Raw genomic sequence first — 26,520 nt, 5'->3', positions numbered from 1 at the left:
GAATTGCTAATGAAATGGCTGGAAGAATCAATCATGGTCAAACGCGGTGTCGGTGCAGGACGTAAACCGGTGACCCATCACTTGACGGAAGAGATGCAAAAAGAGTTTCACTACACCATTGGCCCCTACTCGACACCAGTATTGACCATTGAACCGGGCGACCGGGTGATTGTGGATACACGAGATGCTTTTGAAGGCGCGATTAGCTCGGAGCAAGATATTCCGAGCCAACTGCTCAAAATGCCTTTTCTCAACCCACAGAATGGCCCGATCATGGTCAATGGTGCCGAGAAAGGTGATGTGATTGCGGTCTATATCGAATCCATGTTGCCGCGTGGTGTGAATCCGCACGGTATTTGCGCCATGATCCCGCATTTTGGTGGGCTGACCGGCACAGACTTGACCGCCATGCTCAATGATCCGCTGCCAGAAAAAGTGCGCATGATTAAGCTCGACAGCGAAAAAGTCTACTGGAGCGAGCGCCATACCCTGCCCTATAAGCCACATATCGGCACCCTAAGTGTGTCGCCTGAAATTGACTCAATCAATTCTCTGACGCCGGATAATCACGGCGGAAATATGGATGTACCGGATATCGGGCCAGGCAGCATTACCTATCTGCCAGTTCGTGCCCCCGGCGGCCGGCTGTTTATTGGTGATGCTCATGCCTGCCAGGGGGATGGCGAGATTTGCGGTACAGCAGTGGAGTTTGCCTCAATCACCACCATCAAAGTGGATCTGATTAAAAACTGGCAGCTCTCCTGGCCGCGCATGGAAAATGCAGAAACTATCATGAGTATCGGCAGCGCCCGCCCATTAGAAGATGCCACCCGTATTGCTTATCGTGACTTAATTTACTGGTTGGTGGCCGATTTTGGCTTTGAACAATGGGATGCCTACATGCTGCTGAGTCAATGCGGCAAAGTGCGGCTGGGTAATATGGTTGACCCGAAATACACCGTCGGCGCGATGCTGAACAAAGAGTTGTTAGCGCAATAATCCCTTCCCCCGGTATACGCCGGGGTGTTATGCGCATTCGCACAATCATCCTTTTAATAGTGTAAGCAGGTGCATATGGGTTCAGATACCCCGGTCAATATTGGCTTACTGTACTCCTTCACGGGTGTAACAGCGGCTCAAGAGCTGTCGCAATGGCGCGGGGCAACTCAAGCAATTGCTGAAATTAACCAAAATGGCGGCATCAACGGCCGGCCACTCAATGCGATTCATTTTGACCCGCAATCTGACGATACACAGTTCCGAGCGCTAGCCGAGCAATTGATCGTCGAGCATGAGGTTAATGTGATTTTTGGCGGCTACACCTCGAGTAGCCGTAAAGCCATGTCGCCAGTAGTAGAAAAATATCGGCGGTTGCTGTTCTATTCGCAACTGTATGAAGGTTTTGAGTTTTCTGACAATATTTTCTATGGTGGTGCCGCACCTAATCAAAACTGCGTGCAATTGGCAGACTATCTGACCGGCCAGTTTGGCGCGCGCGTCTATTTGATTGGTTCACGTTATATCTATCCCTACGAATGTAACCGCAATATGCAGGAGTTGATTCTGCAACGCCATGATGGTGCGGTGATTGGCGAGCGCTACCTTGATCTGAATGCACCTTATGAGGCTTTCCTGCCTATCATTGAAGAGATAACCAAAAAACAGCCGGATTTCATCTTCAGTACCGTCGTCGGGCAGACGGTCCCTTTCTTGTATCAAGCCTATCAGGCCGCCGGGCTGGATCCGGGCCGTATGCCTATTGGCAGCCTGAATACATCAGAAACTGAGATTGCCATTATGGGGGCTGAAGTGGCACAGGGGCATTTCAGCTCAGCCCCCTACTTCCAAAGCATCGACACCAAAGCCAATCAAGCGGCGCTCAAACAATTTCATCAACAATTCGGGCCGGAACTCACCACCGACATGAATTGGGAAGCCACTTACAGCCAGGTGCATCTGTTTGCCAAAGCAATGGCCGAATGTGGCAGTGACCATATTTACCCGCTTTCTGCGGCACTGCGCGGCAGCCAATTCGATGCACCGCAAGGCCGCATTCGTATTGACCCACTGAATCAACATACCGGGTTGTATCCGCGTATTGGTATGGCCAATGAAAGTGGGCAATTTACTATCGTGCAGGAATCTCGCCGCATCGTCGAACCCGACCCCTATATGACTAACCAGATTCAGGGCGATTGGGTCACGAAGCTCACGACAGTGGGGTATCCACATGCGACCTAGCGACAGCAGAATCAGTGCAACAGCCCTATTACTTAGCCGCGGGGTCCGCTGTGTGGTGCTACATCCCGATGACGAAGATGGCGAAACACTCACCAATCACCTGCGCCGAATGGGGTTTAAGGTGCAGGCCTTCTGGCCGATCCCCGAGCAATTTCCTGCCGATACCGATCTTATTTTCTATGCATTACAGTCAGATAACCCAGAGCCAGATGTGTCATGGCTCGATCATAACAAACACGCCCTGATTGCGGTTATCGCCTATGAAAACCCGACGTTTATTGACCAGGCACTCAACATGGGCGCTGGCAGCACGATAACTACTCCGATTCGTGCCTCTGGTTTGCTATCGGCCATGGTGTTTGCACTACACCATGCCCAGCAGCAGCGGCAGATGAGTGATCGCATCGAGCGGTTGGAAAAAAAAGTGCTGGGCATTCGCCAGGTCAGTGAAGCCAAAGCCATCCTAATGCGGATGCACAGTATTGGTGAAGAACAGGCCTACGAGATCCTGCGCCATCAAGCCATGGACAAGCGCATTACGGTTGAAGAGATCTCATGTGCGCTGATTCAGGCCAATGATATTTTCTCCTGGACCACCCCAGGAGCCACCAATAGCCGCAAGAACTGAGTATTAATTACCCGGAGTTCCCCGAACATAGTATTCATTATTTATGAGGATAATCATGTCGATAGCCCCTTATCTTGCCGCTGCTATTCAGTTTGAGCCTTTAATGTTTGCCAAAGAAGCGAATCTACGTCAGTTACTGGTGTTAGTAGAACAGGCGGCACAGAAAGGTGCGCGTCTGATTACCACGCCAGAAATGGCCACCACTGGCTACTGCTGGTTTGACCGGCAAGAAATTGCGCCGATGGTCGAAACGGTTCCCGGCGAAAGCACCGCTCGTTTCACTGAATTAGCTCAGCGTTATCAATGTTATATTGTATTAGGCATGCCCGAAGTAGACCCGCAAACAGCGCTGTATTACAACAGTGCGGTATTAATCGGGCCGCAGGGGGTGATTGGCTGTCATCGCAAAAGTCACCCTTATATTTCAGAACCCAAATGGGCGGCGGCAGGGGATGTCGGGCATCAAGTGTTTGATACTCCGCTGGGGCGTATTGGCATGCTGGTATGTATGGATATTCATTTCCCCGAAACCGCCCGTTTGCTGGCGCTGGATGGCGTTGACATGATTTGTCATATTAGCAACTGGCTGGCGGAGCGCACTCCGGCCCCATACTGGATCAGCCGGGCGATGGAAAATGGCTGTTATTTACTGGAGAGCAACCGCTGGGGATTAGAGCGCGGTGTCCAATTTAGCGGTGGCAGTTGCATCATTGAGCCCGATGGCAACATCGCTGCGGTGGTAGATAACGGCGACGGGATTGCTTATGCCGAAATTGATATCAACCGCAGCCGCCAGCGCCGGGTGTTGGGCGAATTAGTGTTTGATCAACGCCGACCTGACTATTATCACTCGCTATTAAGTGACAGTTTTTTATGGAACCCACAGGATTTCTTTGGTCTTTATGGGCGACAGCCTTTGCCGCCAGGCAAACAGAGCCGTATCACGGTGGCGCAATTCTGCTCAACTGCACAGATAGAGGACAATCTGGCGACGATAATCGCCATGACAGAGGAAGCTGTTTTACAACAAGGCAGTGAGCTTATTGTGTTCCCGGAGTTAGCCCTGACCGGTTATCTCGCCGGTACGGTGAATGCTCAAACCCAAGATGACCTCGCCGTGCAGGCTCTGGCCCGCCTTGCTATGACATTACGGGTCTATCTGGTGGTGGGAATGGCGGAAAAACGGCAGGATAAATATTACAACACGCAGATGCTATTCGGCCCGGAGGGGATCATCGGCACTTACCGGCAAATACATCTTTCTCAGGCACAGCAACAATGGGCCAGCGCGGGAGAGCACTGGCGTGTATTTGATACGGCGCTCGGTAGAATCGGATTGTTGCTGGGCCATGATGCATTATTGCCTGAATCAGCACGCATTTTAGCCCTAATGGGATGCGATATTATCGCCTGTTCCGCCGCCCTTCCCGCCGGTTTTACTGCCGCGCATCAGGGCAGCACTGTGGTGCAAAACTACCCTATCCCAACCGGAGCTGATCCGTTGCACTGGCACTTATTCAGAACTCGCGCCGGGGAAAATAACCTTTATTTGGCCTTTGCCAATGCGATAGATGATAGCAACGAACGTGGGGGATATAGCGGCATATTCGGGCCGGAAACCTTTACTTTCCCACGCCATGAACGGCTACTTTGGCAAGAAACACAAACCATCACCCAAACCATTGATACCCGCTCTCTCGCGGGCAGCCCTTATCCAACCAATGTGGTACGCCGTAAAGATTTGGTCGCCATGCGCCAGCCCCATCACTACAAACCTTTGCTGAATTAACTCCCTTCGCTGACAACTCTCGACTCAATACAGTCGGGAGTTGTTCGGTTACACAGCCCATTTGCACATATGTGCAAAAGCCACCACATCACGCAAAATAAAAATGTGATCAGAATCCAAAATTTGTCCGGAATAAAGTAAACGAACACAAAAACCACTTTTCTATTTAATTAATATAAATCAAAACATTAAAGATATTTGCACACTTGTGCGATATCAGAAATTAATTTCATCGATACTATTAGGGAATTATTGTGCAATTTCAGGGAGGGTCGTTATTTTGTGCTTTTGACTTAAAAAATAGAAAGTGATTATATCAGGTCATAGATAAATTAATGACATTTGCACAAATGTGCAAGAGGCTGAAATGGAAAAGAGCGATGACCTACGCCTGATGGTGAAAATTGCACAAATGTATTACGAGCAAAATTTCACGCAAGCTGAGATAGCGCGGGCGCTGGGGATTTATCGCACCAGTATCAGCCGCATGTTGAAGAAAGTACGCGAACAAGGCATTGTCACTATTTCAATCAACTACAACTATAACGAAAACCTGTTATTGGAACAGCAGTTGAAGTCGCGCTTTAAATTACGCGAAGCAATCGTCGTTTCTTGCGAGCAAGACCAGTCACCAGAACAACAACTTATTCTGATGGCAAAACAGTGCAGCGCACTGCTAAACCGAATTATTGAAAATGGCGATATTCTGGGCTTCTCCTGGGGCAGTGCTATTGCCACGCTGGTTGAGCAAATGGATACCTCGTCGGTATCGCGCCAATTAACCTGCATCCCAATGGTCGGCGGCCCTTCAGGTAAATTGGAAAGCCGCTTTCATGTGAATACGCTGGTCTACAGCGCCGCGATGAAATTAAAAGGTGAGTCATTGCTGATCGATTTCCCGGCAATTTTGGAAGAGAGTGTTATTCGCGATGGAATCGTGCAATCTCAGCACTATCAGGCTATTGCAGATTATTGGCAGCGGCTGGATATCGCCATATTTGGTATTGGTTCACCTAATATTTCTGGCAATTCTACCTGGCGTGCCTTTTATGGCAGCGATGTGATTGACCACTTTAATGACCGGCAGGTTGCCGGTGATATCTGCTCACGCTTTTATGATTTACAAGGTAATCCGGTAGAAACTTATATCTCGGATAAAACCATTACTATCCAGTTAGACAAAATTAAAAAAGCGCGTTATTCCATTGGGATTGCGCACTCCCATGAAAAAATCAGCGGGATCATTGGTGCGATTAAAGGCAAATATATTAACAGTCTGGTGACCACCAAAGAAACTGCCGAGGAGATCCTGGCACTCACAGTATAAATTATAAATATGGGGAAGCATTTCCCCAAATAGCTCACCACAACATTATAAATGACGCGATTGCGTGTGTGGCTGAGTATTGTCCAAATTCAGGCTAACAGGAGGCATAATGGTTAACGTCATTTTTTGTGCTCACGGTGACTTAGCGGTTTCAATGCTCAATTCCGTCAATATGGTGTATGGCGAAACACAGAATATTACCCCGCTGCTGTTTAACCGGGGTGAGAATGCCGAAAATTTAGTGAAAAAAATGCAGGATGTCATAGCAAAGAATCAACATGACTCCTGGCTAATTGCCGTCGATTTACAAGGTGGCAGCCCTTATAACGCCGCCGCGCGTCTGGCATTCAGTGATAGTCGTATTCAGGTTATCAGTGGATTATCTCTACCATTAGCACTGGAAATTGCCGATAACCAGCAAGTGATGGCGGCAGAAGAGCTGACAGACTATTTGCTCGACATTGGCACACAGTGCGTGCAGTCATTCCGTCACCAACAAAATAACGAAGAAGAAGAAGAGGCCGACTTTATATGAAAATCAATCTGGCAAGAATTGACGACCGGCTGATTCATGGTCAGGTCACCACGGTTTGGGCCAAAGAAGCTAAAGCCGGGCGTATTATTATTTGTAGCGACGACGTTTATAACGATGAAATTCGGAAAACATTATTAAAACAGGCAGCACCGCCGGGGATAAAAGTGAATGTCGTTAATATTGAAAAGGCAGTAGCCGTTTATCACAACCCGAATTATATCAATGATACTGTTTTCTATTTATTTACCAATCCAACAGATGTTTTACGATTGGTGGATCAGGGCGTAAAAATTGGTGTTATTAATATTGGCGGCATGGCCTTTAAACATGGGAAAACACAATTAACCAAAGCGGTATCAGTTGATCAAAATGACATTAACGCTTTTTATGCATTAGCAGAGCGTGGCGTTCATTTAGATTTACGGGTAGTCACCTCCGATCCCGATGTGGATGTGATTAAAAAATTACGCGAGCTGGAGTCTAAATAACGAAACTTCACTTGAAATATAAGTAATAACCCAGGTTTTATTAAATATTTAAATCCGATTACTTAATCTGGGCAATACAACTATTTAGTTACAACCCACGACTATCGCTGTCATGGGAAGGCGTTGTATTGTCTAAAGGGGCCCACCATGGAAATAAGTTTACTACAAATAATCTTAATATTTATTTTCTCATGCATTGCCGGTATCGGCAGCGTGCTGGATGAATTCCAAACTCACCGGCCATTAATTGCCTGCACTATTACCGGGCTGATTCTGGGTGATATGACCACCGGCGTTATCCTCGGCGGTACGCTGGAGTTAATTGCCCTTGGTTGGATGAATGTCGGTGCAGCCCAGTCTCCTGACTCCGCGCTCGCCAGTATTATCTCGACCATTCTGGTCATTGTCGGCCATCAAAATATTGCCACCGGGATTGCTATTGCTCTGCCAGTAGCCGCAGCAGGTCAGGTACTGACGGTCTTTGCCCGTACCATCACCGTGGCGTTCCAACACGCCGCCGATCGGGCTGCTGAAAAAGCCAATTTCGCTATGATTGATTTTATGCATGTGTCGGCATTGCTGGTTCAGGCCATGCGGGTCGCCATTCCGGTATTAATCGTCTCCATCTTTGTGAGTGCCGATACCGTTAGCCATATGCTTAACGCGATTCCAACTGTGGTGACTCATGGGTTGCAAATTGCCGGCGGGTTTATCGTCGTCGTCGGTTACGCCATGGTGCTCAACATGATGGGCGTGAAATATCTTATGCCCTTCTTCTTCCTCGGTTTTATTGTCGGCGGTTACCTCGGGTTCAGCCTGCTCGCCTTCGGCGGTATCGGTCTAATCATTGCCTTGCTGTATATCCAGTTAAACCCGCTTTATCAGAAACCGGCAGCGCCTGTAGCGCAAGCCAACCAAGCCAAACTTGATGAATTAGAAGATTAGGAGACGCCGACATGACCACATTAAACAAACGATTAACCCGGTCTGATCTGTTTAAAATGTTTTTACGCAGCAACTTGCAACAGGCCTCTTTTAACTATGAACGTATTCACGGCCTGGGTTTCTGCTATGACATGGTGCCCGCAATCAAGCGCTTATATCCGCTGAAAGAAGACCAAATTGCCGCATTGAAACGCCATTTAGTGTTCTTCAACACCACACCGGCGGTCTGCGGGCCAGTTATCGGTGTCACCGCCGCCATGGAAGAAGCACGAGCCAACGGCGCGGACATTGATGAGGGGGCGATCAATAGCTTGAAAGTTGGGCTGATGGGGCCGCTGGCCGGGGTTGGTGACCCACTGATTTGGGGCACTTTGCGCCCCATCACAGCCGCCTTGGGAGCCTCGCTGGCACTGAACGGTAATGTGCTAGGGCCAATTCTCTTCTTCTTGTCCTTCAACTCAGTGCGCCTGGCCCTGAAATGGTTCGGCCTGCAATACGGTTTCACCAAGGGTATCAATATCGTCAAAGATCTTGGCGGAAATGTACTGCAAAAACTGACCGAGGGTGCCTCGATTCTGGGCTTGTTTATCATGGGGGTATTGGTCACCAAATGGACCAGTATCAATGTGCCGCTGGTGATATCAAAAACACCGGGTCATGACGGCACGACGGTAACCATGACCGTACAAAACATTCTCGATCAGTTGTGCCCTGGTTTATTAGCTTTGGGTCTTACTCTATTAATGATGCGTTTGCTTAAACGCAAAATTAACCCTATCTGGCTCATCTTCTCCCTGTTTGGCCTCGGAATTGTAGGCTCATGGCTTGGCATTCTTTCCTAATTAATGCCGGGGAGTTTTTTTATTCGATCTGTTGTTTTTATATTTAAAAGATAATTGAGGTGGTTCCACATGAAAACTAAAGCACTGCGTTTATATGGTAAAAATGACCTGCGTCTGGAAAGTTTTGATTTACCAGAAATAGGCGACGATGAAATTCTGGCAACAGTGGTAACCGACAGTATTTGCCTCTCTTCGTGGAAAGAAGCCAATTTGGGCGCTGACCATAAAAAAGTACCGGATAACGTGGCAGAAAATCCCATTATTATTGGTCATGAATTTTGCGGCGATATTCTACAAGTTGGTAAGAAATGGCAGCACAAATTCAAACCCGGTAGCCGTTATGTAATTCAGGCTAATTTACAATTACCCGACCGCCCAGATTGCCCCGGATATTCTTTCCCCTATGTTGGCGGTGAAGCCACCCATGTGGTTATTCCCAACGAAGTGATGGAACAAGATTGCTTGCTGCCGTATGAAGGTGAAAGTTATTTTGAAGGTTCATTGGTAGAGCCACTTTCTTGCGTTATCGGTGCATTTAATGCCAATTACCATCTGGTTCCCGGCACTTATCAGCATAAAATGGGAATCAAATCTGGCGGTAATGTGTTGATTCTTGGCGGTACCGGCCCAATGGGATTATTAGCCATTGATTACGCACTGCACGGGCCAATTAATCCGCAATTATTGGTTGTTACAGACCGCCACCAGCAAAAGCTGGATTATGCAGCCCGCTTGTATCCGAGTGAACCACAGACACAAGTGCATTATCTCAATACCAAACAAACTGATGATCAGTTTGAACGTTTAATGGCCCTGACCGAGGGGAAAGGTTATGACGATATCTTTGTGTTCGTCCCTTCCGCTGAATTGGTCACACTAGCTTCAAGCCTATTAGCACCCGATGGCTGCTTTAATTTCTTTGCCGGCCCACAGGATAAGAATTTTATGGCATCGGTTAATTTCTACGATATCCATTACTCCTTTACCCATTATGTTGGTACCTCGGGTGGCAATACTGACGACATGAGAGAAGCCGTGAAGTTAATTGAAGCGAAGAAAGTGAATGCCGGAAAAGTGGTATCTCATATTCTTGGTCTAAATGACGCCGCAGATACTACATTGAATTTACCGCAAATTATCGGTGGCAAGAAGTTGGTTTACACCGGCAAAAATATGCCGCTGACGTCATTAAGTGAACTAATGAGTCACGAGCAAGATTCACCGTTATTACAAGAGCTACAGGCTATTTTGCGTAAAACTGACGGGTTGTGGTCAAAAGCAGCTGAAGATTTTGTTTTAGCTCACGCCCAAGAGATTTAATTATTATCTCTAAGAGCACCAAGGATGGTGCAATTAATTTATATCTTTAAATCATGATATAAAAGGGTATTTAATTCACATTAATACTTTCAAGCCATGTTTTTGTACCACATTCAGCAATTTCAGTGATAAACCGCTAGGGCGTTTTACCCCCGACTCCCACTTCTGAACCGTTGAAACACTGGTATTGAGGTAGCGCGCGAAAACCGGTTGGCTAATATTAAGCCTTTCACGTAGTTTTTTAATTTCAAGCGGTTGTAGGTTATTTACACTTTCAATACAGGCTTTATCAAAATTACGCATGGTTTCCTGTGGGATTGCATCAACATTGAACAATCCAGAAGCTGCACTATGAATAGCTTCAAATGCAGGACTCTTGAATTTATTTTTTGCAGTCATGACAAATCTCCACAAGTTCTTTATGTTGAATTAGCGCCATAATTTTTACATCTGCAAGGCCAGCATAATGCTTGGCTAATTCGCGGAATCCAGCCAGCTCACGCTCATCAATGTTCGCCATGTCCTGTTTGGCATAAAGGAAGGTATAGAACCAATGATTCCCACCTTTTGCCAAAATAATTGCGCGATCACGATTCAGATTAAGGCGTTTCTTATAAACCCCACCACCAAGATCATCTACTTTTCCTTGTAAAACACCCTCAATAACCCGGCATAACTCGCTATCTTTTATTGCATGAGATTTAGCTGTCTTGGCAAACCACTTAGTTTTAAATACACGCATCAGGCCACATCCTGTTACCTTAGCTATAGCACCTAGTGCTACATTACTCTCTTTTTTTACCGATTCAAAGCTCTTGCTGGCAACTCCGCACTCACTCCCCCGGCAGATGTTTTGCCGTTGACTCATCAGTGGTCGCATCATTCTCGACGGCACTTAGTAGCACATCCAACAAGCCGGGGAAGCGGGCATCAATATCATCACGTCGCAGTGATAACAAACTCTCACGCCCGCATGGTCGTTGCCAGATAACACCACTTTCGCGCAGTACTCGCCAATGATGGGTTAAGGTCGATTTAGATAGCCCGTGCACCAAAGTGCCACATGCATGTTCGCCCCCTGCTGCCAGTCGGCGTACCACAGCCAACCGCAGCGGATTACCTAAAGCCGTCAGCACATTTTCCAAACGGATCTGCTCACGCTCAGGGTGATTTGCAATCATAGTGTTCCTATTAATAAGTGACAGTCAGCAGGGAAATCCCCCGCTAAACCATCAGGTTCGGCCAAATCAAACGGCCCTTAGCGGGCGGCAATATAGCCTATACTCCATTTTGACCCTACTAATAATTCTAACGCAGTGATGGAAGCCCCATCAGTCATCGCTCCTCGCTATTATTGCATAGTTTCAGAACAAATAATTAAATTGTACGTGTATATTCGAACAATGGGACTATACTAGTGGCGATCATGTGATCATTAGCAGCAATGCTGAACTTAAACCAACAACTTCCCGGTAGGGCATCAAACCGCCCACCCCGAAATTGCCATTATCATTTAAGGACTTAATATGGCACGTAAAACTCCTATCGAGCGCTATCGCAACATCGGTATATCCGCCCACATCGACGCTGGTAAAACGACCACTACCGAGCGCATTTTGTTCTACACCGGCGTCAGTCATAAGCTGGGTGAAGTGCATGATGGTGGCGCGACAACTGACTGGATGGCACAGGAGCAGGAACGTGGCATTACCATTACATCAGCTGCCGTGACCTGCTTTTGGAAAGGTATGGACAGAACCTTACCCGAGCACCGTATCAATATTATCGACACCCCCGGGCACGTGGATTTCACCATTGAGGTGGAACGTTCTATGCGGGTGCTTGATGGTGCGGTCATGGTGTATGACGCGGTCGGTGGTGTGCAGCCACAATCCGAAACCGTCTGGCGGCAGGCCAATAAATACCGGGTTCCACGTCTGGCATTCGTTAATAAAATGGATCGCCCCGGCGCTGATTTTTTCCGCGTACGTCAGATGATGATTGATCGTCTGAAAGCTAATCCAGTGCCCATTGTGATTCCGATCGGCAGTGAAGAACACTTTACTGGTGTGGTGGATTTACGACTTATGCGTGCCATTATCTGGGATGAAGAGTCTCAAGGCATGACATTTAGCTATGAGCCAATTCCAGAAAACTTGCTGGCGACAGCCAATGAGTGGCGCGAGAAAATGGTCTCCGAGGCGGCTGAAGCCTCTGAAGCGCTGATGACAGAATATCTGGAAACCGGTGACCTGACGGTGGATGAAATCACCCAAGGCCTGCGTATTCGGACCATTGCTGGTGAAATCCAGCCCATGCTGTGCGGCAGCGCCTTTAAGAACAAAGGTGTGCAGCGCATGTTGGATGCGGTGGTTGAATTGATGCCATCACCCGTGGATATACCGCCGGTCAGTGGCACCGATGAAGACGGAAATGAAGTCAGCCGTAAAGCCGATGATAATGAAAAATTCTCGGCGCTGGCGTTCAAATTAATGACCGACCCGTATGTTGGCCAGCTGACTTTCGTGCGCGTCTATTCCGGCGTACTGAGCAAAGGTGACAGTGTTTACAACCCAATTCGCGGTAAGAAAGAGCGCATTGGCCGTATTGTTCAGATGCATGCCAATAATCGGATTGAAGTGGATGAGATCCGTGCTGGTGATATCGCGGCTTGTGTGGGGTTGAAGGATGTGACCACCGGGGAAACCCTGTGCGACCCGGATGCAGTGATTACGTTGGTGCGCATGGAGTTCCCTGAGCCGGTTATTTCGCAAGCCATTGAACCGAAGACCAAGGCGGATCAGGAGAAAATGGGTATCGCACTGCAACGGCTGGCATCAGAGGATCCGTCATTCCGTATCCGTACTGATGAAGAGTCTGGCCAGACTATTATCTCCGGTATGGGTGAGCTGCATCTGGAAATCATTGTTGACCGCATGAAACGTGAGTTCGGTGTGGAAGCCAATATCGGCAAACCGCAGGTGACTTACCGCGAAACAGTACGTAAGACAGTGACCGATGTAGACGGTAAATTTGTCCGTCAGTCTGGTGGTAAAGGGCAATATGGCCACGTGGTCTTTACCCTCGAACCCCAGGAGCCGGGTAGCGGTGTTGCTTTTGTCGATGCCACTAAAGGCGGTGTGGTGCCGCGTGAGTTTATCGGAGCGGTCGAAAAAGGTGTGCTCGAAGCCACCAATACCGGGGTTTTGGCCGGTTATCCGGTGGTGGATGTGAAGGTCACTCTGACGTTCGGTTCCTATCACGAAGTCGATTCATCAGAATTGGCGTTTAAAATGGCCGCCATCTTTGGTTTCAAAGAAGCCGCCAAACGCGCCTCACCGGTGATTCTGGAGCCAGTGATGAGTGTCGAGGTCGAAACACCGGAAGAGTATGCCGGTAATGTGATGGGCGACCTTTCCTCTCGTCGTGGCCTGGTGCAAGGGATGGAAGAGATGATCGGTGGCGGGAAGATTATCCGCGCCGAAGTGCCGTTATCCGAAATGTTCGGCTACTCCACAGTATTGCGTTCCATGTCACAAGGCCGCGCGACTTATACCATGGAATTCAAGCATTACGCTGAAGCACCACGTAATGTTGCCGATGCCATTATTGCGGCGCGGGGTAATAGAAGCTAGCCACCGCTATGAAGTTCAGACCAAGCCGCCATTGGAGTTTTCCCAGTGGCGGTTTTTTAATGACCAGAAAACAGCCAACACACCTGCAACATGAAAGATGACATCCATATACCATTCTCCTATAGCTTTCGTGGTGCAGGCAGGCGGCAAATAAGAGCATCCCGATGAGCTGACTCAAGTCAGTGATTCGGGGGTTCGAATGCAGCCAACACACCTGCAACATGAAAGATGACGGAGAATTAAAAGGTCACCGGGGTATTCACCCACAGCACCTTAGCTACTGATTCACCAATATTGCGATAACCGTGGGGCACATTACTGGGGAAATAAAAGGAATCACCTGCGCTGAGAGTATAAGTCTCCTCACCTAAATACAGGGCAATTTCCCCTTCCAGCACGTATCCCATCTCCTCACCGTGGTGTTCTATCTGCCCATCACTGGCGACACCTGGCTCAATGATATGAATGTTTCCCTGCAACAACCCACCTTTGTGGTGATGCGTCAGATTTTCCAGCGCAATGCCACCTTTCTTGTTGCGGTGCACAAACCGTTTACGAATGCGTTGTTCCGGTTTCAACACCGGTGAGTCTGCCACCCAACTTTCGGCCATCAAATCCGAAATATTGGTTTCCAAAGCGCTGGCGAGCCGATGCAACATAGCCAGCGAGGGCGACGCTACCTCATTTTCCAGTTTCGACAATAAACTCTCTGAGCATCCCACTTTGAGCGCTAGCTGCTTTAACGTAATGTCCTGCGCCACACGGGCATGACGTAAACGCATCCCTAAATCAGATAAAACAAAACCGCCGTTATCGCCGTTTTTTTTCATAAGTTGATATCTGCTGCTCAAAGAAACTCAAACACCCGGCGTATCCTTGCCGGGCAACGTTATCAATACAGAACGCAATGTACCCTTATTCAGCGACGCTAAAATGCACATCCTGTGGGTTACAGCCATTGATTGGCACAATGTCTTGCGGGCAAGCAGACATCACAACAATGCATTCCAGTTCGGCACGGATTTCAACATAATCGCCCGCTTTGCTCACCGTCGGTAACCAGGAAATGGTGTAATCCGGATTGACGGGCGTGTTCATCCACAGGTTCAAGGGTTGTGGCACTTCACGCGCGCGCAGCCCGATCGCATTCAACGCTAAGCGCATATTATCAGCACAACTGTCATGGTATTCAGTGATCCCCATGTTGCTATAGCGATAAAGGTCACAAGCCGCAATCAACGTGTCATGCACACCGGGTGAGGTATCCGTCAACAATGTGCCGATGATGCGACGCTGATTGGTGACCAGTGCATCTCCCGGCTGAGGAATGATTTTATCAATAAATGCGCGAGTGTGTTCCATTGATGAGAACTCACTCAGGTCGGCGCTATTAAATAACCAGGTGTCACACACCTGACTGCCGGGAGTGTTGATAATGCGGATAACCTGCCCTTTTTTTAAGCGCACCGCCCGGCCACAGCGAGCAGGAACGGTATACACTTCGCCAATCACCGGCGTCCCATCAACAGAAATGGGTGAGGATAACGTGGCATTAGTGCCCAGCGCGCTACCGTTGTCTTTTTCACAGCAAGCAGGATAAGTGTGGGTGCTCATGGGTAACTCCTATGGGTTGATTTGCCAGTTCTGTCAGGCAACAGGCTAAAGCCTTCGCGCCGAGGTACAGATACTGAGGGTCTGTATATTCAGCCGGGTTATGACTGATGCCGTTATGGCTGGGAACGAAAAACATACTGGTCGGGCAATGACTGGCCAGATGCATCGCATCGTGAAATGCACCGGAAGTCAGCGTCGCGGTTTCTATCTCTAATGTCTGGGTGCAAGCATATTGTTGTGCCAATAGCTGTGTATTGAAGGCCACCGGTGCATGACTGAATACGCACTCGACTACCACGTTATCTGCAGCTATCTGCTGCATCCAATCATCGAACTGCGCTAATACCGCAGGACTGGCATGGCGGAAATCGAGGGTGAAGGTGGCACGACCGGCAATGGTATTAATGGCATTTGGCTCAATCTCCCAGCGGCCAAAAGTCAGACGTAATTCATCTGCTGGCAGTGCGGTAGCTCGTTGTTCCAGTTGCTGAACTGTCTGGCGAGCCAATGACATTGCATCCTGGCGATCCGCCATCGGCGTGGTGCCAGCATGGGCCGATTGCCCCAGACAGGTGACCTGATACCAACGCACGCCCTGGATACCTTGCACCAGTGCTAACGGCTGATTGGCTTGTTCCAGTACCGGCCCCTGCTCGATATGCAATTCGACAAAAGCCGCCAGGGGCAAGGTGGCACGACGTGGTAAATGTGGAAAACGCTGATGACAGCGTGTCAGCGCCTGCACTAAAGTCTCGCCCTGTGCATCCTGATTATTCAGATAATTTGCCAAACGCTGCGGTTGCACAAAGACACTCGATCCCATGGCTCCGGGAGAGAATCGGCTGCCCTCTTCGTTCATCCAAATCGCCACTTCAATCGGGCGCAAGGTGGTGACTCCGGCTTGAGCCAGAGCGCTCAAACACTCCATACCGGCAATGACGCCATAGCAGCCATCAAGATTGCCGCCGCAGGGTTGAGTATCAATATGGCTGCCCGTCACTACCGGCGGCAAATCTTCACGACCGGCACGGCGAATAAATAGGTTTGCGCAGTCATCAGTCATCACTTCGCAGCCTAATGTGTAGGCCCAGTCAATGAGCCAAGTGCGGGCATCTAGCTCTTCGACGGATAAAGCCTGTCGATTAACGCCGCCGTTCTCCAGCGCACCAAAGCGAGCTAATTGCGCCAATTTGTCCATTAGGCGCTGTTGGCTGATATGACCGGCCACCTGAACACCTATGCGATTAAGCATGTCCGGCCTCCGCTTCATCCAGTTGCAGTGGCCGTTTAAACCACGGCGCAAGAAATGATTTCAACCGGTCAGTTTGCGGTTGGCGGAATAAAGTCGCAGGCGCACCACTTTCAACAATTGAGCCGTCAGCCATAAACACCACGCGGGACGAAATTTTGGCGGCGAACGACATTTCATGTGTCACCATCACCATGGTCATGCCGTTGTTTGCCAATGCCTTAATCACATCCAGCACCTCTTCCACCCGCTCAGGGTCAAGGGCGGAGGTCGGCTCATCCAGCAGCAATAATTCCGGCTCCAGAGCCAATGCTCTGGCAATACCCACCCGCTGCTGCTGCCCACCAGATAATCGTGACGGGCGAGCTTGCGCCTTATCCGACATCCCGACCTGAGCCAATGCTGCGGCCGCTTTTTTGCGTGCTTCATCGCGTGGCAGTTTTTTCCCCAGAATCAAGGGTGCACAGACATTTTCCAGCACCGTCATGTGCGGCCACAAATTGAATTGCTGGAATACCATTGCCAGTGGGCGACGCACTTCAGCAATTAATGCCGCGCTATCACGGTGTTTTGCTTCACGCCCTGCACTGCTATAACCCAGTAATTGCCCCTTGATCAGGACTTCACCCTCGTCATAGGCTTCAAGGAAATTCATGCAACGCAGCGCGGTGGTTTTCCCTGAACCTGAGGGGCCGATTAAGGTGACAATTTCACCGGCATTGACCGTCAAATTAATTCCTGCCAACACCCGATTGGCCGCAAAGGATTTGCCTAACTGGCGTAATTCAATAATGGGTTCGTGACTCGTCATATTATCCCTCTATGGCCTGACGGCTGAGTAAGCGCACACCAACACTGACACCTTGCGCCAGCAGCCAATAACTGAGGATCAACAGGGTATAAGGCACAATATAGGTATAGGTATTGGCGACTATCTGCCCAGTGGTCATGGTCAACTCCGGCACCGTGATAATCGATGCCACGGCACTCTCTTTAATGGTCAAAATGAACTGATTACCCAGCAGCGGTAAGCTAAAGCGCAATGCCTGTGGCGTTTGGATATGCCAAAAACTTTTCCACGCTGAAATATCATGTACTTGTGCAGCTTCCAGTTGCCCGTGCCCGATGCTTTTCCACGCGGTGCGGAAGATTTCGCCAAAATAAGCAGAGCTGTAAATGGCCAGCGATATCACTGTGGCCTCAACCGCACTTAGCGTCACGCCAATGGCGGGTAAACCGAAATAGAACACCGCCAGTTGTGCCAGATAAGGGGTGCCTCGGATCAGCCACACATAAGTGCGCCATGGCCAAAACAACCAACGGCTATTACGGCACACTGCCTGCAATATAAACCCGGCAAAAGCCCCGATGATCGCCGCACTCATGCTGATCCCCAACGTGACACCCAATGCGCGAGCAAAGTCCGGCAGATAAAGGAAGAAATCGTTCATCGGCTCTCCTTATGCCAGCGCCGTTCAACATAGTTGCCTAACAGTGCCAGCAAGCTGGTCAGCACCAGATAAGACAACGCAATCGCGATATACACCTCTAATGGGCGGTAGGTCGCCGATGCCAATTGCTGCCCCACCCGCATCAAGTCAGTGATGGCAATAACCGACACCACTGCCGAGGCCTTAATCACATCAATTAACTCTGAAATCAGTGATGGCAGGGTCAGGCGCAACACTTGTGGAATTTGGATATGCCACAAGGTCTGGCGCGGGCTTAATCCACACATTGCCGCGGCTTCTAACTGCCCCGGCGGGATAGCATTAAAACCACTGCGTAAGATTTGTGATTGATAGGCTGCGGTATTGAGTGTGAGTGCCAACACCGCAGCCAGATAACCGGGAAGTGACAATCCCAACTCCCCCGGCAGGTAAAAACACAATAGAACCTGAGCCAGAACCGGCGTGCCGCGAAACAAACTGATATAGATACGGGCGAACCCTCTTCCCAATCGTGAGTGGCCGCTTTCCATCAGGTAAATCACCACACCGATAAAGAAACCGGCAACAATAGCCACGATGCACAGCGAGGCAGTGGTCACCGCACCGTCTATCAACATCGGCAGCCACGACCGCAGTAATTGGAAAAATTCCCCCATCATCAGTCCTCTTACAAACTTGGTGCTGGCATCTGATCAGCCGGAACATCCATCACGAAGCCGAACCATTTTTGCTGTAATGCTTTCATGGTGCCGTCGCGGTTAGCTTCACTGATGCCATCGCTGAACAGCTTCACCAAGGTTGCACTGTCATCACCTTTACGCCCAACCCAGCCGAAATAAGTGGTTGGCCCTAACATGGGTTTCAGGGTGGTAAAGACGCCCGGACGGGTTTTGATCAATGGGCCAAGGTTGGCGAGTGATTGAGCTACACCATCCAGGCGCTGGTTCGCCAGATCTGCATAGGCTTCGTCGAAAGAGACATACTGTTTAATTTCTTTGATGCCCGGCTTACCGCTGGCTTTCAGTTTTTTATCAAACTCTTGTAACACCTGGAGCTGACCCGAACCGGCTTGAGAGCCGACTACTTTGCCACTCAAGTCATCTAACGAATTGATAGAGCTATCGTTGTCACGCTTGAGTAGCGCTACAGTCGATTCGGCAATCGGAACAGTAAACGCGAAGTGATCCATGCGCTGTTTGTTCACCGTCACGGCGGTGACGACAAAATCGAATTTCTTGGCATCAAGGCCGGGCAAGATGCCCTGGAAAGGTAAATCAAGTTGCTTAACTTCGACACCCGGTAGACTTTTCTGCAAAATATGATTCATTAAATCAACGTCATACCCCACAATCTTGCCATTTTCTACCGACTCAAAAGGTGCATAACGCGCTTCAGTTGCAATGGTTATCGTCTTATCGGCTTTAATTTTGTCCAGCAAATCTGCGCTGTGAACCGCGCCAGAGAATACGCTGGCAGCACACAGCATTGCCCAGCACAGAGGTATCGCCTGTTTACGTCGTGTCATGATTGCCGCCTCATTTAAAGTAGTGTGAAGTGTATTCAAGTAACTTGAATGTAATGACATAAGCATGAAATGTGCCAGCGAGGGCGAAGGGATAAAATAAGTGAAAGGAGCTTTCAGTAACTGACTGTAGTTAAAGATATATTTTTTATACTTGAATAAATAACAGGAATTGTCAGAATAAAGAAAGGGCAGGAAAGTGATTCAGATAGTGCAGGCTAGCGCACAGAAAAAGTGCAAATTTGCGCTTTTTCTGTGCAGAGTAAGAAAATCAAAAATACATAAGCCTTGAATTCAGAAACTCAATTATTAGCGGGAGGATCAATGGGGTCGGGCTTAAGATCTGCAGGTCGAGGAGGCGCAGGGCTGACCTGGTCGGTAGTATTCCTTTTGACATCATCCTTGCCAAGTAAGTACCCGGCAATAGCACCAAACAAACCAAGAATTGGTGCCAATTGATTATTATCATATCCAGTCACACATAAATAGGCAGAAAAGGAAATGATTAAAACAATGGTGTACATCTTTAAAATATATCCTCCACGTAATTTACACTTAATCAAAATATAAGTAATCAAAACAAGAATAAATGCAGTGAATACTAATATTCCTGTAGACAATGACATAACGAGTTCAGGAGTCCACAGCGCTTTAGTACTACTTGCTGTTTGGCCAGACACACCAGTACTAAACGTTTTGTTCATCTCTTGCGAAGTTGAATTAAGAATATCAATCGTTGATGAATTAGCCATAATCATGACCCCATATTAATTTTTCTGTTTTAACTCAATATTTTCCATTCTTTTATTGAGTTCATTAATGACGCGAGTCTGGGCATCTATAGTTTTTTTCATACTATCTAACCTGATTAATATATTGGCCTGAATATTATTATCGTCTATATATAGAGGGGGAACTGGGACATGAACTAAAGTAGGTGCACTCAGAGGCTCAGCAGGTAACTCACAACCATTACATTTGACTACTCCGGAAGTTATACCTGAGTTTTTTATGGGTTCTTTTATATCAGGACTATCTTGCCCATATAGCAAAGGAGATGAAATAAAATACGTGACACCCAATAGTAATAATAGTGATTTACGCATATTCACTCCAATAATGTAGACATTAAAAATCGGGTCATTAAATATTTAACAATGTCACCTAATTCATTACCGTACTTTCTTCACCTATATCCACGTGAGATAGATATTATTAACTTATTTAAACCACATCAGTATCTTTGCAGCAAGTTTTATCAATTTAGCGGCTTTGTCGATAACAACTGCAACATCATTAATATTATCTATAGCTTCATTAACAGTTTTAGTTATATTTTGGGATGTTTTTTTAATGTCTGCCAGGATATCCATATCCCCCGGAGGTATTTTATCCAACTGAACAAGTGCGGTGCTGAGTTGGTTGTTTTGTGAAACAAGCGTCCAATATTTTTCTGGATTAATGACGACATTTTTATCATCAACTGGCCATTTGGTGATCAGTAGATTGTTTTTTCCCATTGCTAAAAGTAATGCATATTCTAACTCATCATGTTGGGACATGTTAGTTTCCTCAATCAGTTAGCCTCTAATGAACTATTGAATTTTTTATATTGATCAACATAAATCTTAATTTGCTCTATTAAAGTCATCAAATTCTCTTCTGAAAAATGATTATCATTAACTTTATCCGTTAACTTCTGGTGAGCCTCCTTAATATTATCTAAGTTTTTTATCAATCCCATTGTAAAGTTGCGCTCACTCTCCCCGCTAAGTGCAATTTGTTTTCTTTCAAACTCGTTGTATTTATCTTTACGTTGTTCAATCGAGGTATATTGTTTTGTTTTATTAAAATCATTAACTTCATTTTCAAAAGCCAGCCTTCTTGCCATATATACCCGACCAATAACACCTGGAGTTGCCAGGTTATTTACCAGAAAATAATGAATATTTATTATCATTACATTGGCATCATTGACGACTTGTTTTATTTTTATATTTCTATAGTAATCAACACTCGCCACAGCCGCAGTGTCAATTATGGAAGATATTGCAGCAATTTGCGCTGAGTCGATCACATCATTTTGACGTGCAAAGGTTGTTTTCAAACTGCTATTGAATTGTGTGAGCGAAGTACTAAAGTTAGTTGAGGCTTTATTAATGTCCTCCACACTTCCCGCAGCCGCTAATTTAACCAGTAAAACTGAATATAATAAAAGAGCTTTATTTACTGCAGTAAGTTGCTCTGCTTTTTCCGTGATTACTTTTTGAGTGACTTCCTCCTCAACAGGAATACTTAACTCAGGAATATATGGGCCAAACCCGTTGAGTTCTATGTTTAAATTAGGGTTAGCCTTTGCCAGATGAGAGAATTGCACTTCCTTTACAGAAGTTCTATATTCAGTAATTAATTGTTGGTTTATTTCCGCTGAAGAGTTAGTCGCTATAGCAAAGTCTTTGATTGTTCCACTGGTTTGACTTGCGCAAGCCGTTATCAGAAGTGACAATATAACAATAAGTGTTTTCATTTAATCCCTCTGACCTGTAGATTATATAAATCAAACAAACCATGTCACGTATCAGATACGATTTAACGGGAATGACATTAAAACTCTTTATGATTAGAGTTAAGTATATGGCTAAAAAATAGACAGCATAAACAAAGTATAAAAATAAAAATTAGCGATCTGACTTTATATTAGAAAGTAGGTTTTAATTCTTATTGAAAAAGAAAAATATGAATTAACAGCGGGGAGATTTCTACAATTCAGCATAAAATAGGTATGGGAGCATGAAAATGCTTTTTTAAGATCGTAAGCTGATGATAGCACTCAATATAAACTAGTATTATTAGCACTGTTACAAAATCGCGACAGCAGGCTGGCGCACAGAAAAAGTACAAATTCGCGCTTTTTCTGTGCAGTGTAAGAAAATCAAATTTTGGCCGTCGCCAGGTACTTATCCATCTCTTCAACCGGCACCATACCGCCGCCCGTCGCCCAGACCAGATGAGTCGCATTGCGCATTTTTTCGGCGCTAAAATGATTCCGTTTTAAATAGTTCGCACTGCTGCAGATTCGCGCCGGGCCTGACATACCCGCTAATGCTGACGGCTCCAGTCGAATACCCTCATGTCGATTAAGTAAACCGAGCAGATCATACATTTCGTCATCACTTAAGGTATAGAAACCGTCCAGTAAATGCTCCATCGCCCGACCGACAAAGCCGGATGCCCGTCCGACGGCCAAACCATCTGCGGCAGTAATGTTATCAATGCCAATGTCTTGTACAGCAATATCATCATGTAAACCGGTATAAACGCCTAATAACATGCACGGCGAATGAGTCGGTTCGGCAAAGATACAATGAACGTGGTCACCGAAGGCCAACTTTAATCCGAACGCCACCCCACCGGGGCCACCACCCACACCACAAGGGAGATAAACGAATAACGGATGATTTTCATCTACCACTATCCGCTGCTCAGAAAACTGTTGCTTCAATCGACCACCCGCCACCGAATACCCCAAGAATAAGGTGGGTGAATTCTCATCATCAATAAAGAAGCAATTTGGATCAGATTCCGCCTGTTTGCGTCCCTGCGCCACCGCCACACCATAGTCCTGCGCATACTCAACCACATTGACGCCATGTTCGCGCAGTTTGCGTTTTTTCCACCCGCGAGCATCAGCCGACATGTGCACACTGACACTAAATCCCAACCTGGCACTCATGATGCCAATCGACATCCCCAGATTACCGGTCGACCCCACCGCAATGCGGTATTGGCTAAAGAACTGGCGAAAATCATCGGAAAACAACTTGCTGTAGTCATCGGTTTCCTGCAATAAACCAGCCTGTAGCGCCAGTTTTTCCGCATGGGTTAATACTTCATAAATACCACCACGGGCTTTAATGGAGCCGGAAATCGGCAAGTGACTGTCTTTTTTTAGCAGTAAACGACCGGTTATCTCTACCCCATAGCGCTGCTGCAAGACATTCTGCATGGCAGGGATAGCCACAATGTCCGACTCGATAATGCCCTTTGTTGGCTGTGTTTCAGGAAATGCCTGGCACAAATAAGGGGCAAAACGTTGCAACCGGGCCTCGGCATCGACAACATCCTGCTGCGATAATCCGACATAAGGCAGCCCCTTTTCAAGGGGGGTCGCCTGCGCATTAAACCACGTCACTTCCTCCAGATTGATAAGATTTTTGACCAATGGATAGTCGGTAATTAATTTATCAATTTTAGTCTGTTTCATGGCATGTCCCTTTGCGGTTATAGGATGTAAAAAGTAGGGCCCCCAGTAAGGCCTGTTTGCCCTCATTACATACTTTAACGTCGCAGAACACTTTCAGCACCGTTTTAAATTACCAGCACTCCCTTGACGAAAGCGCCGGTGATATTATGACATTTCGGCGGCTTTCTGCGCCAAATCCCGGCTGTACTGACGACTGGCATCCACCAACATATGGGTATAAGCAGTTTTTTCACAATCGGTGGTTAAATCTGTAGTATTCAAGGTTTCTAGTATTCGGCCATGTTGCATCACCGCAACACGGTGACACAGGTGTGCAATAACCCCCAAATCGTGGGTCACCATCAGATAAGTTAGTTTCTCCCGCTGTTGTAACTCAGCCAGCAGATTCAGAATTTCTGCCTGTACCGATACATCCAGCGCCGAGGTGGGTTCATCTAATAGCAAAACACGCGGCTCGAGAATTAATGCTCGTGCGATAGCCACCCGTTGGCGCTGACCGCCGGAAAGCTGATGCGGATAGCGCTGGCGAAATAGTCGATTCAAACCTACTTTCTCTAAAATCGTGTCAATCCGCGCATCGCGATCCCCGATACCATGGATGATGAGCGGTTCAGAGAGGATGTATTCAATGGTATGGCGCGGATGCAGTGAACCATAAGGGTCTTGAAATACCATCTGGACATGGCGACAACGATCGCGCTCAATTCGATGCGCCAAAGGGATTTGGTTCAATGTTAACTGCCCTGTCCAGTGATTAAATAACCCGGCCAGACATTTCAACACCGTGGTTTTACCCGAACCCGATTCTCCCACCAGACCAAATATTTCGCCGTTATTAACTGCCAGATTCACATCAAATAGCACCTGATTTTGCTGACTACCCTCGCCAAAAATAAGGTTAAGGTTGTTGATTCCAATCATTGCATTTGCAGACATAACAAGCTCCTTAACCATTCATCCAGGCCGGATCACGTATCATAACGGGAAGACGATCACGGCGGTTACCGAGATCCGGTAATGCATTGAGCAGGCCACGGGTGTAGGGATGCTGCGCATTATCAAGATCGCAAGCCAAGATGGATTCCACAACCCGCCCCGCATACATCACTAATACCCGATCACAGAAGCTGCGCACCAGATTGATATCATGACTGATAAAAATCAGCCCCAGCCCGCGCTCTTGCACCAAATCATCCAGCATTGCCAACACCTGTAACCGTACCGAGACATCCAGTGCCGAGGTCGGTTCATCAGCGATGACCATTTCAGGCCCAGTGATCAGCATCATGGCAATCATGATCCTTTGTCCCTGGCCGCCAGAAACTTCATGCGGATACAAGTTATATACCCGCTGCGGTTGACGGATCCTCACCACTTCAAACATTGATAACACCCGTTCCCGCGCTTCCTGACGCGATACTTTATGATGTGCCAGATAAGCCTCCGCCACCTGATCACCCACACAGACCACTGGGTTTAATGAGTATTTCGGGTCTTGCATAATCATCGACATCCGCTTACCACGCACTTCACGCATTTTAGCTTCACTGGCATGCAATAAATCCACGTCAGCAAAACGCAATGTGTTGGCACGAATCTGGGCACTGGCCGGATGCAACTTGAGGAGTGCGCGCCCTACCGTGGATTTTCCCGAGCCGGATTCCCCTACAATCGCCAGTTTCTCTTTGCCAAGCGCAAATGAAACACCCCGTACCGCGTCGGTCACCTGTTTACCGTTGACGAAGCTGACCCGCAGGTCATCCACTTCCAGCAACGGCACTGATTTATTCTGTTCTGGGATCGAGAATGTCACGTAGGCCATCTCCTAAGAAGTTAAACGCCAGACTGTTGAGCAAAATCGCCAGACCAGGGATAGTCACTAACCACCAGCACTCCATCATGTAACGACGGCCACTGGAGATCATCGCGCCCCATTCTGGATCCGGTGGCTGAGCACCTAAACCCAGGAAGCCCAACCCTGCAGCGGTCAAAATAATCCCGGCCATATTCATGGTAATGCGGATAATCACCGACGGCAGACACAGCGGCACAATGTGGCGCAATAAAATACGCAGTGGCGATGCGCCCTGCAATTTCACGGCCGAAACAAAGTCTGCATTACGCAAAGAGAGAGTTTCAGCTCGCGCCAGACGTGCAATTGGCGGCCAGGCAGTTAAGGTGATAGCGATAACCACATGCTCCAGGCCGGGGCCTAAGGCGGCGACGAATGCCAGTGCCAGCACCAAACTGGGGAACGAGATAAAAATATCAGTAATACGCATCAGGATACTGTCGACCTTGCCACCAAAGTAACCTGCAACCACTCCAAGCAATAGTCCGATAGGCCCAACAGTCACCGATACCAACGCCACGATATACAAAGTGGTACGCGCACCATAAATCAGTCGGCTGTATTGGTCGCGGCCAAACTCATCAGTACCAAACCAATGTTGGCTACCGGGGGCTTGCAGTGCATTACCGAGATCTTGTGCTAAGGGATCATGTGTCGCCAGCCAAGGCGCAAAAAAAGCCACCACGAGCAATAAACCGATAATAGAGACGCCAATAGCCGTAAGCGGATTTCTCATTAAAGTGTGGAAGAAACTAACGACCCGCCGTAGACCGCGCTTCCAACCCTGAGTTTTCATCTCAGGACGCGCCACGACATTA

At 47.7% G+C, this 26,520-nt stretch carries 29 protein-coding genes; 11 read left to right on the top strand and 18 right to left on the bottom strand.

The window, feature by feature from the left end; genetic code table 11:
- The first annotated feature begins 9 nt into the window (after positions 1-9).
- From FTB31_RS11520 to FTB31_RS11475, 10 genes are all read left to right on the top strand, one after another.
- Positions 10-999, top strand: coding sequence for an acetamidase/formamidase family protein (locus FTB31_RS11520; RefSeq protein WP_004389165.1), 990 nt, complete (start codon positions 10-12; stop codon positions 997-999).
- 75 nt (positions 1,000-1,074) lie between these two features.
- Positions 1,075-2,241, top strand: coding sequence for a transporter substrate-binding domain-containing protein (locus FTB31_RS11515; RefSeq protein ID WP_227726322.1), 1,167 nt, complete (start codon positions 1,075-1,077; stop codon positions 2,239-2,241).
- On the top strand, positions 2,231-2,869 hold the full coding sequence (locus FTB31_RS11510) for an ANTAR domain-containing response regulator (protein WP_050076051.1): 639 nt from the start codon (positions 2,231-2,233) through the stop codon (positions 2,867-2,869). The genes FTB31_RS11515 and FTB31_RS11510 overlap by 11 nt, the downstream gene beginning before the upstream one ends.
- 55 nt (positions 2,870-2,924) lie before the next feature.
- On the top strand, positions 2,925-4,658 hold the full coding sequence (locus FTB31_RS11505) for a nitrilase-related carbon-nitrogen hydrolase (RefSeq protein ID WP_227731393.1): 1,734 nt from the start codon (positions 2,925-2,927) through the stop codon (positions 4,656-4,658).
- Positions 4,659-5,025: 367 nt separating this feature from the next.
- A complete protein-coding gene (locus FTB31_RS11500; RefSeq protein ID WP_227726328.1) occupies positions 5,026-5,985 on the top strand; it encodes a sugar-binding transcriptional regulator in 960 nt (319 codons plus the stop codon).
- A gap of 109 nt (positions 5,986-6,094) precedes the next feature.
- On the top strand, positions 6,095-6,520 hold the full coding sequence (locus FTB31_RS11495) for a PTS sugar transporter subunit IIA (protein WP_077293246.1): 426 nt from the start codon (positions 6,095-6,097) through the stop codon (positions 6,518-6,520).
- Positions 6,517-7,008, top strand: coding sequence for a mannose/fructose/sorbose PTS transporter subunit IIB (locus FTB31_RS11490; RefSeq protein WP_050076045.1), 492 nt, complete (start codon positions 6,517-6,519; stop codon positions 7,006-7,008). Before FTB31_RS11495 ends, FTB31_RS11490 begins: the two co-directional genes overlap by 4 nt.
- Positions 7,009-7,155: 147 nt before the next feature.
- On the top strand, positions 7,156-7,953 hold the full coding sequence (locus FTB31_RS11485; RefSeq protein ID WP_050076043.1) for a PTS mannose/fructose/sorbose transporter subunit IIC: 798 nt from the start codon (positions 7,156-7,158) through the stop codon (positions 7,951-7,953).
- 11 nt (positions 7,954-7,964) lie between these two features.
- Positions 7,965-8,795 carry a PTS system mannose/fructose/sorbose family transporter subunit IID gene (locus FTB31_RS11480; RefSeq protein WP_011815634.1) on the top strand — a complete coding sequence of 277 codons (831 nt, stop codon included), beginning with the start codon at positions 7,965-7,967 and terminating at the stop codon, positions 8,793-8,795.
- Positions 8,796-8,864: 69 nt separating this feature from the next.
- Positions 8,865-10,115, top strand: a complete 1,251-nt coding sequence (locus tag FTB31_RS11475) for a zinc-binding dehydrogenase (protein ID WP_227728765.1) — start codon at positions 8,865-8,867, stop codon at positions 10,113-10,115.
- Between the two features lie 75 nt (positions 10,116-10,190).
- Here FTB31_RS11475 and FTB31_RS11470 read toward each other — a convergent pair whose 3' ends face one another.
- From FTB31_RS11470 to FTB31_RS11460, 3 genes are all read right to left on the bottom strand, one after another.
- Positions 10,191-10,514 (bottom strand): helix-turn-helix domain-containing protein, encoded by a 324-nt coding sequence (locus tag FTB31_RS11470; protein WP_227728766.1) that lies wholly within the window; start codon positions 10,512-10,514, stop codon positions 10,191-10,193.
- Positions 10,498-10,857, bottom strand: coding sequence for a type II toxin-antitoxin system RelE/ParE family toxin (locus tag FTB31_RS11465; protein WP_227728776.1), 360 nt, complete (start codon positions 10,855-10,857; stop codon positions 10,498-10,500). The genes FTB31_RS11470 and FTB31_RS11465 overlap by 17 nt, the downstream gene beginning before the upstream one ends.
- A 91-nt stretch (positions 10,858-10,948) precedes the next feature.
- The gene (locus tag FTB31_RS11460; protein ID WP_005167372.1) at positions 10,949-11,296 is read right to left on the bottom strand and encodes an ArsR/SmtB family transcription factor; all 348 of its coding nucleotides are present in this window, start codon (positions 11,294-11,296) and stop codon (positions 10,949-10,951) included.
- A gap of 345 nt (positions 11,297-11,641) precedes the next feature.
- On the opposite strand from FTB31_RS11460, the gene fusA reads away from it, so the two are divergent.
- Positions 11,642-13,750, top strand: coding sequence for an elongation factor G (gene fusA / locus FTB31_RS11455; RefSeq protein ID WP_050076037.1), 2,109 nt, complete (start codon positions 11,642-11,644; stop codon positions 13,748-13,750).
- Between the two features lie 239 nt (positions 13,751-13,989).
- On the opposite strand, the gene FTB31_RS11450 is transcribed toward fusA, so the two are convergent.
- The 15 genes from FTB31_RS11450 to FTB31_RS11380 form a co-directional block, all read right to left on the bottom strand.
- Complete coding sequence (locus FTB31_RS11450) at positions 13,990-14,580, bottom strand: cupin domain-containing protein (RefSeq protein WP_077174171.1); 591 nt, start codon at positions 14,578-14,580, stop codon at positions 13,990-13,992.
- 85 nt (positions 14,581-14,665) lie between these two features.
- A complete protein-coding gene (locus tag FTB31_RS11445) occupies positions 14,666-15,364 on the bottom strand; it encodes a DUF1989 domain-containing protein (protein WP_050076034.1) in 699 nt (232 codons plus the stop codon).
- Positions 15,333-16,616, bottom strand: a complete 1,284-nt coding sequence (locus FTB31_RS11440) for a M20 family metallo-hydrolase (RefSeq protein ID WP_050076032.1) — start codon at positions 16,614-16,616, stop codon at positions 15,333-15,335. The genes FTB31_RS11445 and FTB31_RS11440 overlap by 32 nt, the downstream gene beginning before the upstream one ends.
- The gene (locus FTB31_RS11435; RefSeq protein ID WP_050076030.1) at positions 16,609-17,424 is read right to left on the bottom strand and encodes an amino acid ABC transporter ATP-binding protein; all 816 of its coding nucleotides are present in this window, start codon (positions 17,422-17,424) and stop codon (positions 16,609-16,611) included. Before FTB31_RS11435 ends, FTB31_RS11440 begins: the two co-directional genes overlap by 8 nt.
- Position 17,425: 1 nt before the next feature.
- Positions 17,426-18,064 (bottom strand): amino acid ABC transporter permease, encoded by a 639-nt coding sequence (locus FTB31_RS11430; RefSeq protein WP_019083905.1) that lies wholly within the window; start codon positions 18,062-18,064, stop codon positions 17,426-17,428.
- Entirely contained in the window at positions 18,061-18,723 is a 663-nt protein-coding gene (locus FTB31_RS11425) for an amino acid ABC transporter permease (protein ID WP_050076026.1), read from the bottom strand. Before FTB31_RS11425 ends, FTB31_RS11430 begins: the two co-directional genes overlap by 4 nt.
- A gap of 8 nt (positions 18,724-18,731) precedes the next feature.
- Positions 18,732-19,589, bottom strand: coding sequence for a transporter substrate-binding domain-containing protein (locus FTB31_RS11420; protein ID WP_019080411.1), 858 nt, complete (start codon positions 19,587-19,589; stop codon positions 18,732-18,734).
- A gap of 299 nt (positions 19,590-19,888) precedes the next feature.
- Complete coding sequence (locus tag FTB31_RS11415; RefSeq protein ID WP_050076023.1) at positions 19,889-20,338, bottom strand: hypothetical protein; 450 nt, start codon at positions 20,336-20,338, stop codon at positions 19,889-19,891.
- A gap of 15 nt (positions 20,339-20,353) precedes the next feature.
- Positions 20,354-20,692 (bottom strand): hypothetical protein, encoded by a 339-nt coding sequence (locus FTB31_RS11410; protein ID WP_050076022.1) that lies wholly within the window; start codon positions 20,690-20,692, stop codon positions 20,354-20,356.
- 114 nt (positions 20,693-20,806) lie between these two features.
- Complete coding sequence (locus tag FTB31_RS11405; RefSeq protein ID WP_050076020.1) at positions 20,807-21,148, bottom strand: hypothetical protein; 342 nt, start codon at positions 21,146-21,148, stop codon at positions 20,807-20,809.
- 14 nt (positions 21,149-21,162) lie between these two features.
- Complete coding sequence (locus FTB31_RS11400) at positions 21,163-22,113, bottom strand: hypothetical protein (RefSeq protein WP_077174175.1); 951 nt, start codon at positions 22,111-22,113, stop codon at positions 21,163-21,165.
- Between the two features lie 405 nt (positions 22,114-22,518).
- A complete protein-coding gene (locus tag FTB31_RS11395) occupies positions 22,519-23,850 on the bottom strand; it encodes a D-serine ammonia-lyase (protein ID WP_227731392.1) in 1,332 nt (443 codons plus the stop codon).
- A 144-nt stretch (positions 23,851-23,994) separates the two neighbouring features.
- Entirely contained in the window at positions 23,995-24,771 is a 777-nt protein-coding gene (locus tag FTB31_RS11390) for an ABC transporter ATP-binding protein (protein ID WP_050076144.1), read from the bottom strand.
- Positions 24,772-24,796: 25 nt separating this feature from the next.
- Entirely contained in the window at positions 24,797-25,672 is an 876-nt protein-coding gene (locus tag FTB31_RS11385) for an ABC transporter ATP-binding protein (RefSeq protein WP_072081680.1), read from the bottom strand.
- Complete coding sequence (locus FTB31_RS11380) at positions 25,635-26,498, bottom strand: ABC transporter permease (RefSeq protein WP_077174325.1); 864 nt, start codon at positions 26,496-26,498, stop codon at positions 25,635-25,637. The genes FTB31_RS11385 and FTB31_RS11380 overlap by 38 nt, the downstream gene beginning before the upstream one ends.
- Positions 26,499-26,520 lie beyond the last annotated feature (22 nt).

Source organism: Yersinia proxima (genome assembly GCF_902170785.1).
GTDB lineage: Bacteria > Pseudomonadota > Gammaproteobacteria > Enterobacterales > Enterobacteriaceae > Yersinia > Yersinia proxima.
Note: the sequence above shows the minus strand (reverse complement) of the source record. Positions and strands in the feature narration are given on the sequence as shown.

Coding starts and splice junctions, on each gene's coding strand:
- FTB31_RS11520 (WP_004389165.1), top strand. CDS start 10: ATGAAATGGCTGGAAGAATCAATCATGGTCAAACGCGGTGTCGGTGCA.
- FTB31_RS11515 (WP_227726322.1), top strand. CDS start 1,075: ATGGGTTCAGATACCCCGGTCAATATTGGCTTACTGTACTCCTTCACG.
- FTB31_RS11510 (WP_050076051.1), top strand. CDS start 2,231: ATGCGACCTAGCGACAGCAGAATCAGTGCAACAGCCCTATTACTTAGC.
- FTB31_RS11505 (WP_227731393.1), top strand. CDS start 2,925: ATGTCGATAGCCCCTTATCTTGCCGCTGCTATTCAGTTTGAGCCTTTA.
- FTB31_RS11500 (WP_227726328.1), top strand. CDS start 5,026: ATGGAAAAGAGCGATGACCTACGCCTGATGGTGAAAATTGCACAAATG.
- FTB31_RS11495 (WP_077293246.1), top strand. CDS start 6,095: ATGGTTAACGTCATTTTTTGTGCTCACGGTGACTTAGCGGTTTCAATG.
- FTB31_RS11490 (WP_050076045.1), top strand. CDS start 6,517: ATGAAAATCAATCTGGCAAGAATTGACGACCGGCTGATTCATGGTCAG.
- FTB31_RS11485 (WP_050076043.1), top strand. CDS start 7,156: ATGGAAATAAGTTTACTACAAATAATCTTAATATTTATTTTCTCATGC.
- FTB31_RS11480 (WP_011815634.1), top strand. CDS start 7,965: ATGACCACATTAAACAAACGATTAACCCGGTCTGATCTGTTTAAAATG.
- FTB31_RS11475 (WP_227728765.1), top strand. CDS start 8,865: ATGAAAACTAAAGCACTGCGTTTATATGGTAAAAATGACCTGCGTCTG.
- FTB31_RS11470 (WP_227728766.1), bottom strand. CDS start 10,514: ATGACTGCAAAAAATAAATTCAAGAGTCCTGCATTTGAAGCTATTCAT.
- FTB31_RS11465 (WP_227728776.1), bottom strand. CDS start 10,857: ATGCGTGTATTTAAAACTAAGTGGTTTGCCAAGACAGCTAAATCTCAT.
- FTB31_RS11460 (WP_005167372.1), bottom strand. CDS start 11,296: ATGATTGCAAATCACCCTGAGCGTGAGCAGATCCGTTTGGAAAATGTG.
- fusA (WP_050076037.1), top strand. CDS start 11,642: ATGGCACGTAAAACTCCTATCGAGCGCTATCGCAACATCGGTATATCC.
- FTB31_RS11450 (WP_077174171.1), bottom strand. CDS start 14,580: ATGAAAAAAAACGGCGATAACGGCGGTTTTGTTTTATCTGATTTAGGG.
- FTB31_RS11445 (WP_050076034.1), bottom strand. CDS start 15,364: ATGAGCACCCACACTTATCCTGCTTGCTGTGAAAAAGACAACGGTAGC.
- FTB31_RS11440 (WP_050076032.1), bottom strand. CDS start 16,616: ATGCTTAATCGCATAGGTGTTCAGGTGGCCGGTCATATCAGCCAACAG.
- FTB31_RS11435 (WP_050076030.1), bottom strand. CDS start 17,424: ATGACGAGTCACGAACCCATTATTGAATTACGCCAGTTAGGCAAATCC.
- FTB31_RS11430 (WP_019083905.1), bottom strand. CDS start 18,064: ATGAACGATTTCTTCCTTTATCTGCCGGACTTTGCTCGCGCATTGGGT.
- FTB31_RS11425 (WP_050076026.1), bottom strand. CDS start 18,723: ATGATGGGGGAATTTTTCCAATTACTGCGGTCGTGGCTGCCGATGTTG.
- FTB31_RS11420 (WP_019080411.1), bottom strand. CDS start 19,589: ATGACACGACGTAAACAGGCGATACCTCTGTGCTGGGCAATGCTGTGT.
- FTB31_RS11415 (WP_050076023.1), bottom strand. CDS start 20,338: ATGGCTAATTCATCAACGATTGATATTCTTAATTCAACTTCGCAAGAG.
- FTB31_RS11410 (WP_050076022.1), bottom strand. CDS start 20,692: ATGCGTAAATCACTATTATTACTATTGGGTGTCACGTATTTTATTTCA.
- FTB31_RS11405 (WP_050076020.1), bottom strand. CDS start 21,148: ATGTCCCAACATGATGAGTTAGAATATGCATTACTTTTAGCAATGGGA.
- FTB31_RS11400 (WP_077174175.1), bottom strand. CDS start 22,113: ATGAAAACACTTATTGTTATATTGTCACTTCTGATAACGGCTTGCGCA.
- FTB31_RS11395 (WP_227731392.1), bottom strand. CDS start 23,850: ATGAAACAGACTAAAATTGATAAATTAATTACCGACTATCCATTGGTC.
- FTB31_RS11390 (WP_050076144.1), bottom strand. CDS start 24,771: ATGATTGGAATCAACAACCTTAACCTTATTTTTGGCGAGGGTAGTCAG.
- FTB31_RS11385 (WP_072081680.1), bottom strand. CDS start 25,672: ATGGCCTACGTGACATTCTCGATCCCAGAACAGAATAAATCAGTGCCG.
- FTB31_RS11380 (WP_077174325.1), bottom strand. CDS start 26,498: ATGAAAACTCAGGGTTGGAAGCGCGGTCTACGGCGGGTCGTTAGTTTC.